Source organism: Pantanalinema rosaneae CENA516, assembly GCF_050753385.1.
Lineage (GTDB): Bacteria > Cyanobacteriota > Cyanobacteriia > Leptolyngbyales > Leptolyngbyaceae > Pantanalinema > Pantanalinema rosaneae.
Window position 1 is genome coordinate 1 of the sequence record NZ_JBLZFZ010000035.1, and the last position, 15,332, is coordinate 15,332.

A 15,332-nucleotide genomic window follows, 5' to 3' on the forward strand; every position below is an offset into this window, starting at 1 on the left:
AGATGTGTATAAGAGACAGCTCCCATATCTCCCCTATCTCCCCACCCTGCTCCTGTGCTACAGTCACCAAGGATTTAAGACTGTCAAGCCAGAACGAGAAGCCATGCACAAAATTCCCGTCACCATCATCACAGGCTTTTTAGGAGCCGGAAAAACAACTTTAATCCGGCAGTTGCTTCAGAACAACCAGGGACGACGCATCGCCGTTTTAGTGAATGAATTTGGGGAAGTGGGAATTGATGGTGATTTGCTGCGATCGTGTCAGGTTTGCGACGATGACACAGGCAGTACCACAGAAATTGTCGAACTCACCAATGGTTGCTTGTGCTGTACTGTGCAAGAAGAATTTTTGCCGACGATGCAAGCACTCTTAGAACGCCGTGAGCAAATTGATTGCATGGTGATTGAAACCTCGGGATTAGCTTTGCCTAAGCCTTTAATCCAAGCCTTTCGCTGGAATGAGATCCGCACAGCCGCCACTGTAGATGGCGTAATCACCGTGGTTGATAGTGAAGCTCTAGCCAATGGTCAATTCGTCGGTGATTTAGCAGCATTGGAAGCCCAACGGCAAGCCGATGATAGTTTGGATCACGAAACCCCGATCGAAGAATTATTTGAGGATCAACTTGCCTGTGCAGATTTGGTGTTACTAACCAAAGCGGATCACCTGGACGAAACAACTCTGCATCAAGTTCAGCAGTGGTTAGAACAGGAAGTGGCTCCAGGCGTGAAGATTCTGCCCTGTTTACATGGTGAGATTAGTCCGGATGTGTTGTTAGGGTTTAATGCGGCGGTTGAAGATAGTTTAGATCGTCGTCCCAGCCATCATGACACGGAGGAAGACCATGACCATGATGACGACATTAATTCCGTCCATCTCTGCCTCGATCGTACCTTTGAGCCGACTGAGCTAATCGATCGCCTCAAGGATCTGGTTCAACACCAGGAGATCTATCGCATCAAAGGTTTTGTCGCTGTCCCCAATAAAGCCATGCGGTTGGTTTTGCAGGGAGTCGGCAATCGGTTTGATACCTTTTACGATCGCCCCTGGCAAACTGAGGAACCCCGCCAAACTCGCTTAGTGTTGATCGGTCGGGCGTTGGATGCGGCGCAAATTGAGAGCGCGATCGATCGCCAGCCCTCAGCCGTCCAGTAGATCGATCGGGGCGGATCATGGTTTGCCCCGATTAATCACCCTTCAGGTTTGTTCCTGCGATTGCAGCATGGGAAGTTGTAACCACGCCTGCAAGTAAGTCTGCAATTGTTGGCAGAACTGCGATCGTTGGTCAAATTTCTCAGTGCGAACGGGTCGTCGTTGCTCGTCGAGAGTCCAGCCATAGTCACTACTCAACCGCAAATTGCCTTGCCAATCCGCGATCGAGACAATCAGTTGATTTGCCGGACTGTTATCTATATCTTTGACGCGAAATACATAGTTATAGGAATTCTGACTGGCAGCCGCCACCGTCGAGGGCTGACCACATTCTTGTTCCAGACGCACACGGACTTGTTCAGACAATCCAGGGACGGATAACTCCTCTAGCGTTCTGACAGCTAGGGTAAGGGCAAAGTAGAATTCCTCAACGGGAACAAACTCAAGCTGCATAATGGCACGGCACCAAAAAGGATAACGGCAAAATACCTAGTTCATTACTTTATCCTTTATTGGCTGCGTTCCCTGGGTTGACGCTCGGTTTTCTGTTGGCGACCTAATCGCCCGATCGCAATTTTCCAGACTAATCCACTCAGAATTAAGCCCACCCCAACTAACCAAATTTCGGGTTCAACCCAAAACGACAACAGCAGACAGGAGCCAAATCCTACCCAGGCAATCCAACGGGGATATAAGCGTTCGGCTGGAGCTAACCGGAGAGCGGCTAAATTGGTCAGGGCATAGTAGACCAACACGGTAAAGGCACTAAAGGACCAGGTGGTTTTGACATTGCCAGTGCAGACTAAGAGCGCGATCGCCCCACCTACCACTAACACTGCTACTACCGGAGCGGTTCTGGCACGATTCAGGCGAGCGACGGTTTCAGGCATATCTCCCCGCCGTCCCATTGCCAGCAATACCCGCGACAATCCCAAAATTAAATTCAGCAGCACCCCCAACATCGCGGTCATGGCTCCGATCGCCACCCCGATCGCCACCCCAGGAGTTGGAAATTGACGGGCAGCAACTTCTAAGGGAGCCGCCAAGTGCGTCAGTTGGCTGAGTTGTCCAGTTCCTACCGTCCCAACTCCAACGATCGCGACTGCCAGATACAGTAGCATCGTTAGCCCCAGGGTGATCACGATCGCTCGGGGGATCGTGCGGCGGGGATGATGCACCTCTTCGCCCATCGTGGTAATGCGTCCGTAGCCGGTGTAGGCAACAAACATCAGGGCACTGGCGTGGAGGATGGCAGCGATCGGGCGATCGACGGGAAAGAACGGGGTTAAATGCGTGGTTCCTTGGGTAGCCAGAACGGGTAAGCCTGCCAGGATAAAGGCTCCCAGGGACAGCAAGGTGATCGAGACAATGACAATATTTACTGTATTGGAGCGTTGTAAGCCACTTAATGCCAGCAAGGTCAGCAATAGTACCGTTAATAGGGCGATCGCAACCAACCAAGAAGATGAAGTGATGCCGATCGCCGCCAATAGATAACCTGCAAATCCCAGGGCAGCGGTGGCGGCTGAAGCGGTTTTAGCCAGTAAAAATAACCAACCTGCCGTAAACCCCATCCAGGGAGTTAGATACCGATAGCCATATTCATACGTCCCCCCACTGACTGGATGATTTGCCGCCAATTGTGCTGCACTTAAGCCATTACAAATTGCCACGATCGCCGCGATCGCTACGGCTAACACAACAGCTGATCCAGCAATTCCAGCCGCAATCCCAATACTGACAAAAACCCCTGTACCGATAATCGATCCCAAGCCCATGAAAACAGCGCCTGGGATGCCTAACTGTTGCTTAAGCAAGGGAGGAGAACTCACAGGCGACTAGATATAGGTAACTTATCCAAAGCAGGGCTAGTTAGAAGTGTGAGTGGGTGGATGGTCTTCCACGATCGGGGAGGCTTCTGGCAGCGAAAAACTTTCTCCCCAGGTGAGTCCACGCTGAAACAACAGTAGCACTCCTAAAAACGCGGCACTACCCAGTACCGCTAACAGCACAGGTTGCCCAGCCACCCATAAATCTCGCCGAATTCGCGCGAGGGGATGACTCTCTAACCGCAGCCGTCGCCGGGTGGCAAACTGTTTCAACGTAAATGGATCGCGGACATAATGACCGCTCCAACTGACGACAAGACGCTCCCGACAGTGCTGACAGGTTAACAGCCCAGTGAACAGCTTATGGGGTTTTACCGTCTGAGTGTGGTTACAGATCGGACAGGTAAAGGAAGGGGGATCGAAAGTGTGAGCATCCATTAGAGTCGTTCAACTTCGCAGTCAGGTTATCTGCACTCTACCAAAAGGAATAGCTTCATACTAAACTGCCCTAGTCTACCTAGAATCTAGGCTACCTTCCCAAGTAACATTTACCTTTTTTAACGTTACTTGCCCTTAGGGGATACCTGACCGCAACTTGTCTCCCAGAATAGCCAACAGAGTAGCCAGGGTTAGGCAAGATCGCAGGAGGCAGGGCAGTCTCAATCTTATAGCTCTAATTTAAACCGAGTCCTCTGGATCGAGACTAAATTCATCATGGCTAAAACTTATGAGAACCCTGTGAAGATCAAATGCCATTGCTCAGAAATGGTGAGATTTACCCAGTACCTTGGGGCAAGTTGAGCTTGACAATCGCCCTCACTTCTCAGAATCGTCGAGTTTTGTCAACTATCATTAAGTTAAATCAAGCTTGTCTGGAAACCGCTAAATTCCTTACAGGATAAGCCCTTGAGGACTTGTCGGCAAGCCGTATCATCGCGCAAAATAGAAATAAGCAATAAAAGTTTAAGCTATATTTCATTTTTTATTTGGCTCTACATTAATGAACGTCAGTTCTCCGCCTCCAGCTAGCGCTGGTAATTCCCTTCATTCTGCGCCAACGTCCCGCCTGACTAGCACACTCAATCGCTTACAACCTACCCCTGAAACTGTAGTCCTACTATTAGCTGTAGTGATTGGCGGTGGAACTGGGTTGGCGGTTGTATTATTTCACTGGTTGATTCATCAAATCCGCAGTTTAATGCTGGAGGATCTGATGGGATTGATTGCTGGATGGGGCATTTGGACACTTGCCTCCATCCCTTGCTTGGGTGGGCTAATGGTTGGCATCATGCGGGGCTGGCTCACCGATTTTGGACCGAGCCTTTCATCGTTGATTTCTGCCCCCCAAGCCTTTCAACGAGTCTCGTCGATCAAGTTTTCTGCCAAGGCGATCGCGGCTTCCGTTTCCTTGGGCACAGGCGCATCGTTAGGGCCCGAGGGTCCCAGTGTGGAGCTAGGCGGTAATATTGGTGTGCTATTAGGACAGGCACTACAGGTATCTCAGGAACGCCAACGGCTATTGTTAGGGGCGGGGGCGGCGGCCGGGCTTGCGGCTGGATTTAATGCCCCGATCGCGGGCGTATTCTTTGCCTTAGAAGTAGTGTTGGGGACAACCTTTGCCACTTCGGCAGTCAGCGTCGTATTACTCTCGGCGGTAGTTGCTGCCCTGATCTCGCAGATTGGGTTAGGTGGGCAACCTGCCTTTACGTTACCTAGCTATGAAGTCCGGAGTCCGTTGGAACTGCCGCTATATCTGGGCTTGGGGCTGTTTGCTTGCTTAGTGTCGATCGCTTATACCCAAACTATCCAATTCATTCAACGCAGCTTTCAAGGGGAAGTGCCTTGCTTCGGCTGGATGGCACAAATTCCCTTAGTGTTGCGACCGATGTTGGGTGGCTTGATTGTGGGGATTGCCGCCTTACAATTTCCTCAAATCCTGGGGATTGGCTATGAAACGGTGGAAGCCATGCTGCGGGATGCCGATTTTTCGCTACCTTTACTGATCAGTTTATTAGCTGTGAAGTTAGCGATGACGGCTGTTAGTTTGGGCAGTGGGTTGGTAGGGGGGTTGTTTGCTCCAGCTATGTTTTTAGGGGCATCGTTAGGCGCTGCCTATGGTAAAGTCCTGGCTCAGGTATTACCCCTAGCACCCGAAAGTATTGCGGCTCCCCCTGCCTACGCGATGGTTGGGATGGCGGCGGTATTAGCGGCGAGCGCTCGGGCACCCCTGACCGCGATCTTATTATTGTTTGAATTAACTCGTGATTATCGAATTATTTTGCCGTTAATGGCTGCCGTCGGTCTCAGTGTTTGGTTAATTGAATACTTACGGCCGATCGCCCAAAGCACTCCGGCGATTCAAGCCATCGGCTTAAACGAAGACCCCAATCAACCCACCGAGTTAATGCATCAACTGCCAGTGCTTCAGGCGATGCATCAAAACTTTTTAGCCTTACCGAACGCTCTATCGGTCTTAGATGCCGGATTAGCGCTCACCCGACACCAGATGTATAGTGCCTTAGTGATTGATGATGCGAACCAATTAGTTGGCATTGTTACGCTACAAGACATTAATCGAGCGATCGCCAATTGGGAAACAGCGGATCAGAGTACTCCCGATCTGCCGCTAACGAGTGTGCTGAATCAGAAACTAGGTGATATTTGCACAAAAGATGTGCTTTCGGTTTACGAAGATGAATCGATCGCAGAAGCGATGAGTCGGATGGCAGCGAGAGGATTGCGGCAACTGCCAGTCGTCGATCGCAATAACCCCTGCCACATTCTCGGAGTATTGGAACAGGAAAAAATCCAACTCATTTCTAGCCTGGCGGTGACTCGTAAGGCATTACGACCCTATTTGACAGTTGGCTTAACGCCAGAACCTGTGAGCCTGCCAACGGTTCAGCAATCAGCCTAGTTCAAACCGGATTTAGCGATCGCGACTGGTCCAAATTCCAGTAAACATCATCAGCATGCCACCCATAAAAATGATGGCAGCAAAACCAACAATGCCGACTGTCATCCAATCAATTGTTTCCAGATTCATAATTCAGTGCAAACAGGGAACCACATTATCTAAATATCGTGAATAACCCACAATATCCTTGATCTTTTCCAGATCCAGACAGCCAGGAAACCTTTATCCTCTTTTTGCTGCTTGGTTGAAATGGAGGGAAGTAGTTAACGCAGCAGTCGTCACGACCTAAACCTCTTCCCCGACTGAATCAACTTGCTTCAACTGAATATGCTTACGTCCCAAAGAAATTTCAAACTCATCTCCGGGGTGTAGATCCATTTGCTTGGTGTAAGCAGAACCGATCAGCAAGTTACCATTTGACTGCACACTGATACGATAGCTAGCACTGCGACCGCCGCGTCCATTCGGTCCAACTTTGCCATCTAACTCAATGCCTTCGGCATCAATCAAGGCATTTAAAAACTTCATCATATTGACCCGCTCTACACCATTCTTTGTAACGGTATAGTAGCCACACTCTCTCGCTTTTTCTTCTTTGCTAAGATTACCCAGCTCTTTAACCTTTTTCAGTAACGACTCACCAGTCAGGGGTTCGATCTTCTTCTTTTTGGTCATTAACTTAACTTAGAACAATGGCAATGGACTTTAGGATTACTGATACTGACCTGGCGATCAAATTACCTAGTTCGTATCGGTATCTGAGATCATACTACACTGATAACAGGATTTTTCCAAAACGATATCTACTATTTTCTTGCGATCAAATTTTATGGATTGATGTTAATCACGAGATCCCCGCGATCGAGGCAGATTAGTTACTCATACCGTCACGAAGTTTCTGTGAAGTATCTGTAAAATAGGCAGAGTTTTCTTTAGAATCATCCTGTTTGTGATGGGTTCAGAAGTATTTTTGTCAACTAAATTTAGGTCAACCTAACACCACGCTATCCGTTTGTTCAGATCCTTTTACCCTCTGTTAACAGCAAAACGGCTTGCCATCCTAGAGGCTGTTGTCATTGGTTTAGTGGCAGCCTTAGCGGCTGTTTTATTAAAGCAAAGTGTTAATTGGTTGGGCGCATGGCGGATACAGGAAACGATTGGGCTACCTGCCTGGGTGCTACTGCCCAGTGTGGGGTTGGTGGGGGGGTGTCTAGCGGGATGGCTGATTGAGCGGGTGGCTCCAGAAGCAACGGGGAGTGGTGTACCACAGGTGAAAGCTGCCCTAGCCTATGTCCCGATCGCCCTCAATTTACGGGTCGCGATCGTCAAATTAATCAGCACGACTCTCACACTCAGTTCAGGGTTTGTCCTGGGACGGCAGGGACCTACAGTGCAAATTGGCGCGGCTCTGGCGGCACAACTGAGTCGCTGGGTGCCCACCTCCCCCGATCACCAACGACAATTGATCGCGGCGGGAGCGGCGGCAGGTTTAGCGGCGGGGTTTGATGCCCCGATCGCCGGGGTAATGTTTGTGATTGAAGAATTGCTACGGGATTTATCAAGCGTCACTTTAGGAACTGCCATCCTGGCATCGTTTACTGGCGGGGTGATTTCCAGGTTATTGGGAGGACCGAGTTTGCGATTGGGCATCAATCCGGCGGCGACGCAAAATAGCTTTTCCCTGCCGGAAACTCCCTTTTTTCTCCTATTAGGAATTCTGGTCGGAATTTTAGCGGCGTTGTTTAATCGCAGTATCCTGACCAGTTTGCAGTTTAACCGGCGAGTGCTGCCCCTACGGTTACCCTGGAAAATTGGGTTAGCCGGATTGATCTCGGGTTTAGTCACTGGGTTACTGCCCCTCGACTTCCGAGACACGACCAGTGTGCAGATTTTTCTCACGGCAGATCAGGCGAATTGGCAAATGATTGCTAGCGCGTTTGTCGTGCAATTCATTTTGACGATCGTTGCGTGTAGTGTGGAAACCCCAGGAGGATTGTTTGTTCCCAGTTTAGTCTTAGGTGCGGCTCTGGGTCGCCTGGTTGGCATGGTTGCCCATCCCGTGTTAGGCGGAGATCCGGTGATCTATGCCTTAACGGGTATGGGAGCCTTTTTTGGAGCGGTGGCAAAAGTCCCGATTACCGCGATCGTCATTGTATTTGAAATGACAACCAGCTTTAAGTTAGTGCTGCCGTTGATGATTAGTTCGGTCACGGCTTATCTGGTAACTGAGCAGTTAGCTCCCGGTTCGCTCTATACCAATCTTCTGGCATTAAAAGGCATTCATTTAGAATCCGAAACCTCGAATGATGGGCTCTGGACACGTTTAACGGCGGCGGAAGTGATGCAAACGAAGGTGGAAATCCTCAAAAGTCAAATGACGCTAGATGAGGTGATGCAAGCCTTTGCCCGATCGCACCATCGGGGCTTTCCCGTCCTGGAGCAGGGGCGACTGGTGGGGATTGTCACCCAAACCGATTTAGACAAAATTGGTCAACGCCAGTTACCTGGGAGTGCCTGTCTGAGCGAAATCATGACCCCCCACCCGATTACCGTCAATCCCTATGACACCCTGACTCAGGTGCTCTATTTACTCTCTCGATATAAATTATCCCGATTGCCGGTTGTAGACCATCGCAAATTGGTGGGCATCATTACCCGCAGCGACATTTTGCAAGTGGAATCCGACAAACTCCGACGACAGGACGATCGACCGGGTCCACGGCCTGAACCATCCTACGTGGTCTACCAAACGCGATCGCCCGCCACCGGACAGGGACGCTTATTGGTGCCGCTCAGTAATCCCCAAACCGTGGATCGGTTAGTTCAACTAGCAGGCGCGATCGCTCGGGAACGTCACTATGAGATGGAGTGTTTGCAGGTGATTTCGGTGCCCCGCCATAGCTCTCCTGCCGAAACGACGATGAGTACGACCTTGAGCCGACGGTTACTCAAACGGGTGGATCGCCAGGGACAACACTGGCAGATTCCAATCCACACGCAGATCCGCCTGTCCCATACGATCGCCCAGGCGGTCTTAGAAACCGTGAAGGAGCGGCATATCGATCTGCTGCTGATGGGTTGGAAGGGAAGTACCTCCACGCCCGGACGGATTTTTGGGGATACGGTTGATACGGCAATTCGCCAAGCCGCCTGTGATGTGGTGCTGGTTAAATTTGGTCAGAGTACCTTTTCGCGTTGGCTTGTGCCGATCGCTGGAGGCCCGAATGCTCATTATGCGGTGCAATTATTGCCTGCCTTAGTGACTCTGAATCCCCAGGCAGAGATCCGGCTCTGTCAAATTCTTCATGCTTCAGACACCAATCAAAATAGCCAGTTGTTAGAACAGGAAGCCGCCTTTCTCCGGCAACGATTACCCCATAGTGCGATCGTAACGACGTTAGTTTGTGCTAGCTCAGTCCCTGAAGCGGTCGTTGATATGGCTCACGCCACCCAATGTGATGTGATTTTGGTGGGGGCAAGCCGTGAGGGGCTATTACAACAGGCGATTCAAGGGAATATTCCGGAGGCGATCGCTCGGCAATCGAACTGTACGGTGATTCTGGTGAGAAAATCCGCCTGACCAGGGATAGTCCCTTACCACAGTTACAGGGACAGTTACAGGGGGGTTCCTTCCCAGGTGACTTTATCCAGAGACTGATGCAGTTGTTGCCACTCGTCGAAGGTTAAGCGATCGGTATCATATAGCTCGCGTAAAAACCGTTTTAATGCCAGCCGCACACAGCATTCATCAATTAACTCGATCGCCGCCCGCCATGCTGCCATGCAACTTCCATAGCCAGCGCTTTGATGTAAACGGCTGCCGTTGGGAGAATAGCAAGTGGTTGTAAACCGTTCTTCCGTTTGAGTAATCTCAATCATCCAACCCCGATGAAACTCTGTTAGCTCTGGCATAAATTTCAAACCGAATATAGCGTTTAATCTGAAAGTTTCCCACCAGATCTACTCCTATCCTAAGAACGAAACTGAAACTAACTAAGCGCGACCTGACGGAACCCACTCCGCCATTTGTCTGAGCTAAACTGTCCACAAAATTGCCCGATTTAACCGCGAGAATTAACTAAAAAACCAGCTTTAAGGGGGATGATCAAGCGTGATTTTAGGCAGACTGCTGTAAGGGTAGAGACACGGTAAATTGTGCCCCCTGACCACTTCTCGATCGCAGGGTCACTGTACCACCATGCAACTCAGCTAATTTGCGCGTAATGACTAACCCTAAGCCACTGCCCTGATGCTTACGGGCTAAAGAACTATCAATTTGTGAGAAGGGTGCAAACAGCAGGCGTTGATCCGCTTCATCAATACCAATTCCCGTATCCCACACCAGAAAATGAATCATTTCAGTGGCTCGATTTTCCAGGGCAGACCCCATTGAGTGCATCGTTGTCCCTCGATCGTCTACAGGGTGCGATCGGCGATACACCTGCAAACCGACCGCACCTTTGGGCGTAAACTTTACGGCATTTGTGAGTAAATTGAGCAGCATTTGTTTCAGTCGTCGGGGATCAGCCACCATCCATTCAATATCAGCCGCAATATCCACTTGTAGGGTTAATCCCTGATGCATGACCCGTTCTTGAATCAGGCTAATAACCCCCTCACAAACATCTGGCACAAAGATGGTTTGCAATTCCAGTTCCAAGCGATCGGCTTCTAAGCGCGATAAATCTAAAATGTCATTGATTAAATCCAATAAATGCTGACCACTGGCATGAATTCGCTCAATATAATCCTTTTGTTTTAGATTTAATTCACCAAAAAATTCTTGCAGCAGCACATTAGAAAATCCCAGAATTGCAGTCAGGGGAGTCCGTAGTTCATGGCTAGTAGTCGCCACAAATTCCTGCTTTAACCGCGTTGTTTCGGCTAATTGTTGATTTTGATGTTCTAGTAACTGCCATTGTTGTTTTAACTCGGTGACATCCCGCGAGACTCCAATCACCCGTTGCACGATTCCCACAGGGTTAAGAATGGGGGCGTAAATCGTCTCAAACACTCGCGTCCCCTGGGGCAGACTGACCTCGTGATTAACAAAGACCTTCTCACCCGTGGCAAACGCCTGCTGAATTAAGGGTTCTATGGCATCCGCTATCCCCCCTAACAGTTCCCGGTTGGTCTTACCAATTACCTCAGCCTGCGATCGCCCGAGTAAAACACTCCCAGCTGGATTAATCGAGATGTAGCGCAACTCCGGATCATATTCCACAAACACATCGATCGACTTTTCCAGAAATAACCGAAAATATTGGGCACTTAACCGTTGTTCATGCTCCTGGTGATACAAGCGATTCTGTCGCAAGGCGATGGCGCAATAGTGCGTCACCTGTTCCAATAACTTGATTTCGGTTGGCTCAAACGAGCGGGCTTGCCACTGCCCCAGAATCAACACCCCCTCTAGCCCCTGGGTATCCATAATCGGATTCATCAGCAAAGTAATGGCAGGGGATGCGGTCATATCTGCCGGAGCCTCCCAGTCAGAGTCAAGTGCCAACCAACATCTTGCTTGCTCGATCGCACAGACATACTCAACCGATTGCCCCATCTGTAAGCGCTCCTGGCAAATCAGCGGCAGATCGGTTAAGGTCAGCCGTTTGCCTGCCTCTATCCGGTTCGGCGGAGTTGGGGAACTAAAAGCGGTATAACAGGCTTTGAGCTGACCGGGTTGCGGTTGCAGCAATGTCAGCCAGCAGATATCCAAATTCAGCGTAGACCGTACCCCCTCCACGGCGGCCTCAAAAATATGGTTCTCATCCAGATCCTGGCGTAACGACTCGGTCAGAGTGCGGATCAGTTGCTCAAATTGCAGGGACTGTTCCAGCGATCGCGTCCGTTGGTGTACCCGGTCTTCTAACTCCTGGGTTTGGGCTTTTAACTGTTGCAGGAGTCGAGTTTGTTCCAGCGCGATCGCAATTTGATTAGCCACAGCTTGGACGAGTTGCTGCTCATCGATTGTCCAGCTTCTCGGGACTCGGCAATGATGCACCACCAGCAGTCCCCACAGGGTGCGCTTGTCTGGCTCCAGCGTTTCATCCATGCTGAGGATCGCGGTGGCAATCATGCTGCGGACATGGACTTGTTCCAGCATGGCGCGATGACACTCCGCCAACGATTCCTGTTGCAAATCTGCCATCTTCCACAGGCGACCCTGGCGATAGGCCGTAAGCGAGGGAGGCGGCATACAATCGGCTGGAAAAGACTGTCCCAGCATGGAAATAGTCTGAGCAGTCACGGCTTCAGCCGTACAACAGCCACTCCCATCAGTTGCCATTTGATACACCAACACCCGATCGGTGTCCAACACCTGCCGCAACCGTTCTACGGCTCCCTGTAGAATCACTTGCAAATCCAGCGTGGTTCGGATCTGAGCGGCAATATCATTGAGTAGACCTTCCCACTCTCGCCGTTGATGAATTTCCTGCTCTGCCTGTTTTTGAATGCTCAGATCGGTAACAAAGCTGAGTAAATAGCTGTCCTCTGCTTCTGGATCACCCACTAACGAGAGTTTTACCTCTGTCCACAGCAGAGAGCCGTCGCTACACCAATAGCGCTTCTGCAACACTGGCTGATGCACCTGATGGTTGACTAACTGCTGGATCACTCGCAGTTCCGCCGCAAAATCTTCTGGATATGAAATGGCTCGATTATCTAAATGCCGCAGTTGCGCCTCTCGATAACCCGTTAGCTGGCAAAATGCTGGATTTGCCCGCATGATGCTGCCATCTAGTGCCAGTTGCACCATCCCGACAGGAGCCGCTAAAAATAGTTCATCCACCAGGGTAGATGGCATCCTAGTTGCAGGCGGAGTCGAGGAGGGGGCAATAGGTGGAGAGGGAGCAAACCAGGCTGAGAACGGTGCTGTCACCTGAAACAATTTGAGCAAGTGTGCCCAAAAAACTTTCAAGGCGATCGTCTGGTCATCTGGATCAAGCACTGGGGATGTGACCTGGGGCACGATCGCGGTGATGACGGGATTGACGAGTAGCATTGCCAACCTTTGCGGATCTAAACTCAATTCGACCTGCCATAGTTCCGGGTTAGCCACCAGGGGATGACTGGAGATCCCTGAATGACTCGTTGGTAGTTTCCGCACCGGTTCAATCGCCTTCGGTGTAGGCGGCGATCGCAATTCAAGCCATACCTGAAAATGCGCTGCCACGAGCAAAATCCCGGCTTCTACTCCCTCCAGACAAACCAGATGCTGGCAGGTGATTGCCTGAGTCGCAGGGTGAGCCATCAGAGTTGGCAAGATGGAGTGGTGAGAGTCTGCATGCGTAGAAGCCCAGGTTACCGCTGCCGAACTTGGGGCATTGGCGATCGGTGGCATTTCCTGCTCTGGGGGGGCTTTGCTGATCAACCGACGTAAGTAGCGCCTTCGACGGCTAGAACGGGTAACGTCCGGCAATGACTCAGTCTGACCGTGGCTACCAACCGACGTTAGTGGGGCGCTAGATGGACTCGTCTGCTTCAAGCCGTTGGCTACAGCCTGTTGCCAGATTTGCTGTAATGTTTGGCACAGGGCAACATCCTCTCCTCCGATAATAACCGCCTGAAGTCTACTACCAGTGGCAACCGCTTCGGGTAACCGATGCAGTAACGAAATCAGGTCTGACCAGGGCAATTGCCAAATAACTTGACCCGGTAATATCAGGTGATTCATTTGGGCTGTATGCGATAACGAGTTTTTTAGAAATGTGAAACTGATTAATCTCAAGCTCTGGCAAGTTTTAAGACAAATTGCCCACTAAGTTCAATGACAAAACTTATAGCAGTTCTCGCCCCCCCTAGCCCCCCAAAATTGGGGATACAGGAGCCAAAGTCCCCCAGAATATAGCCTGACGGCATCCTAGAAAGGGGGCTTAAAGCCCTACGGGCATACTAGAAAAGGGGGCTGACCGAATTGACAAGTGTGGTGCATTCATTTGAGAACAGCTGTAGATCAGCCTGCAAAGAAAACAATTTACTTAAAGAAATTTGCTCAACAAATCAGTAGTCTGAAGCCCTGTCTAATAGTGAGGGGGGCAACTTTAACGACAGATCTTCAGAAATCTTGAGACACTTCTACCACAATATAAAAATCCTAATTAGATTATCCATTATCATTGTGCCCATCGAGTTTCACGACTCTGTGACAGAATATGTAAAAATTCATATCCTTATGGCTAATTGAGGCAGGGTGCTAACATGTTTGCTCTGAATCTCTCAGCATTGGCAGGAAGCGGAGGTAGAAAAATTGCATCAGCGAACTGGTTAACCGTAATCAGGAACCATGCAGCCGCTATGGGCTAACGTTACGCCAGCAAGACTGTAACAGATACCACTCAAGGGTCGATCGCGATCGCTAACTTGGCTAAGGCAATTGCAACTCAGTCGGAGTTGAGAGACTTGGTGGAGCGGTAGGAGGAATATGTAGATTTACTCCTATCCGATGTGCCACAGGTTTAATCGTCGGAAAAACATGCTTCGAATGCTCCGGTTGTAATGCCTGCAAAACAGCGGTAGCAGACTGAAATCGTTGCTGAATCGGCAGAGCCAGCATTTGGTTTAATACATCGGCTAACAGTGGATCCACCTGATCGGCATAAATTTGCCACTGCCAAATTTTGTCCACCGCATCAAACAACTGATTGGGCAACCTGCCCGTCAACATGACGATACAGGTAACCGCCAACGCATACAGATCAGAGGCAGGATAAACCGGGTTCCCTGCCACTTGTTCAGGGGGCGCAAATCCCAATGAGTAGATGCCGGAAGCTTTAGCACCTGTGTTGCGGGTCGTCACTTGTTGGGCAGACCCAAAATCTAACAAATAAAATTGTCCGTTCCGGTGGCGCATGATATTGGAGGGCTTAATGTCCTGATGAATTGCCCCCCGCTCATGAATAAACGTCAAAATGGGCAATACTTGTGCCAACATATCTAACACTTCATCGGACGTGAGGAGTCCTTTTTGAGCGACTTCTTCCTCCATCGTTTGCCCATCAATGAACTCTTGCACCAGATAGAAAAATGTTTCCTCTGGGGTGGGTGGCAGCCCGGAAACGGTGAGTTCAAAAAAGGCGAATAGGTCAGGAATCCACGGATGGGCATTGCCCAGAGTTTCTAACGCTTCGCCCTCCCGTTCAAATAACTCTTTCGCCGTTTCAAATTGTTCCGGTGTCAGGTTGACCGCAGGCTGAAACTGCTTGACAACACATTGCCGCAGTCCCGGAGTATAGCGATCGCGGGCTAAAAAGGCTGTCCCAAATCCTCCTCGACCTAATAGTTTGAGGGGTAAATAACGACCCAGCAAAATCAATGGCATCCCACAACATGAGCAATATTTTTGGGATACCGTTTTTAATGTCGCTAAGTCATCCAGATCCGTAAACGAGTTGAGAGGTTGCAAACAACCTGGACGGGTGCAATATAAATTCAT

Annotated in this window: 10 protein-coding genes; 3 read left to right on the forward strand and 7 right to left on the reverse strand. The window is 50.1% G+C overall.

Annotated features, from left to right (window positions below; all coding sequences use genetic code 11):
• Positions 1–1,156: cobalamin biosynthesis protein CobW (gene cobW, locus ACN4EK_RS19350; protein ID WP_431659805.1), on the forward strand; the 1,156-nt coding region annotated here is incomplete at its 5' end.
• Between the two features lie 42 nt (positions 1,157–1,198).
• Here cobW and ACN4EK_RS19355 read toward each other — a convergent pair.
• From ACN4EK_RS19355 to ACN4EK_RS19365, 3 genes are read right to left on the reverse strand one after another with little or no spacing between them, the layout of a single operon-like run.
• Positions 1,199–1,606 (reverse strand): hypothetical protein, encoded by a 408-nt coding sequence (locus ACN4EK_RS19355; RefSeq protein ID WP_431659807.1) that lies wholly within the window; start codon positions 1,604–1,606, stop codon positions 1,199–1,201.
• 56 nt (positions 1,607–1,662) lie between these two features.
• Positions 1,663–2,985, reverse strand: a complete 1,323-nt coding sequence (locus ACN4EK_RS19360; protein ID WP_431659809.1) for an APC family permease — start codon at positions 2,983–2,985, stop codon at positions 1,663–1,665.
• Positions 2,986–3,021: 36 nt separating this feature from the next.
• Positions 3,022–3,420, reverse strand: coding sequence for a hypothetical protein (locus ACN4EK_RS19365; RefSeq protein ID WP_431659810.1), 399 nt, complete (start codon positions 3,418–3,420; stop codon positions 3,022–3,024).
• Positions 3,421–3,982: 562 nt separating this feature from the next.
• Here ACN4EK_RS19365 and ACN4EK_RS19370 point away from each other — a divergent pair.
• Positions 3,983–5,899 carry a chloride channel protein gene (locus tag ACN4EK_RS19370; protein ID WP_431659812.1) on the forward strand — a complete coding sequence of 639 codons (1,917 nt, stop codon included), beginning with the start codon at positions 3,983–3,985 and terminating at the stop codon, positions 5,897–5,899.
• Positions 5,900–6,184: 285 nt separating this feature from the next.
• Here ACN4EK_RS19370 and ACN4EK_RS19375 read toward each other — a convergent pair whose 3' ends face one another.
• Positions 6,185–6,574 carry an AbrB family transcriptional regulator gene (locus ACN4EK_RS19375; RefSeq protein WP_431659814.1) on the reverse strand — a complete coding sequence of 130 codons (390 nt, stop codon included), beginning with the start codon at positions 6,572–6,574 and terminating at the stop codon, positions 6,185–6,187.
• A gap of 337 nt (positions 6,575–6,911) precedes the next feature.
• Between ACN4EK_RS19375 and ACN4EK_RS19380 the strand changes: the two genes are divergently transcribed.
• The gene (locus tag ACN4EK_RS19380) at positions 6,912–9,479 is read left to right on the forward strand and encodes a chloride channel protein (RefSeq protein WP_431659816.1); all 2,568 of its coding nucleotides are present in this window, start codon (positions 6,912–6,914) and stop codon (positions 9,477–9,479) included.
• Positions 9,480–9,514: 35 nt separating this feature from the next.
• Here ACN4EK_RS19380 and ACN4EK_RS19385 read toward each other — a convergent pair whose 3' ends face one another.
• The 3 genes from ACN4EK_RS19385 to ACN4EK_RS19395 all read right to left on the reverse strand — a co-directional run bounded on the left by ACN4EK_RS19385 (position 9,515) and on the right by ACN4EK_RS19395 (position 15,332).
• On the reverse strand, positions 9,515–9,811 hold the full coding sequence (locus ACN4EK_RS19385) for a hypothetical protein (protein WP_431659818.1): 297 nt from the start codon (positions 9,809–9,811) through the stop codon (positions 9,515–9,517).
• A 205-nt stretch (positions 9,812–10,016) separates the two neighbouring features.
• Complete coding sequence (locus tag ACN4EK_RS19390; protein ID WP_431659820.1) at positions 10,017–13,574, reverse strand: sensor histidine kinase; 3,558 nt, start codon at positions 13,572–13,574, stop codon at positions 10,017–10,019.
• Between the two features lie 690 nt (positions 13,575–14,264).
• Positions 14,265–15,332 (reverse strand): protein kinase domain-containing protein, encoded by a 1,068-nt coding sequence (locus ACN4EK_RS19395; protein ID WP_431659821.1) that lies wholly within the window; start codon positions 15,330–15,332, stop codon positions 14,265–14,267.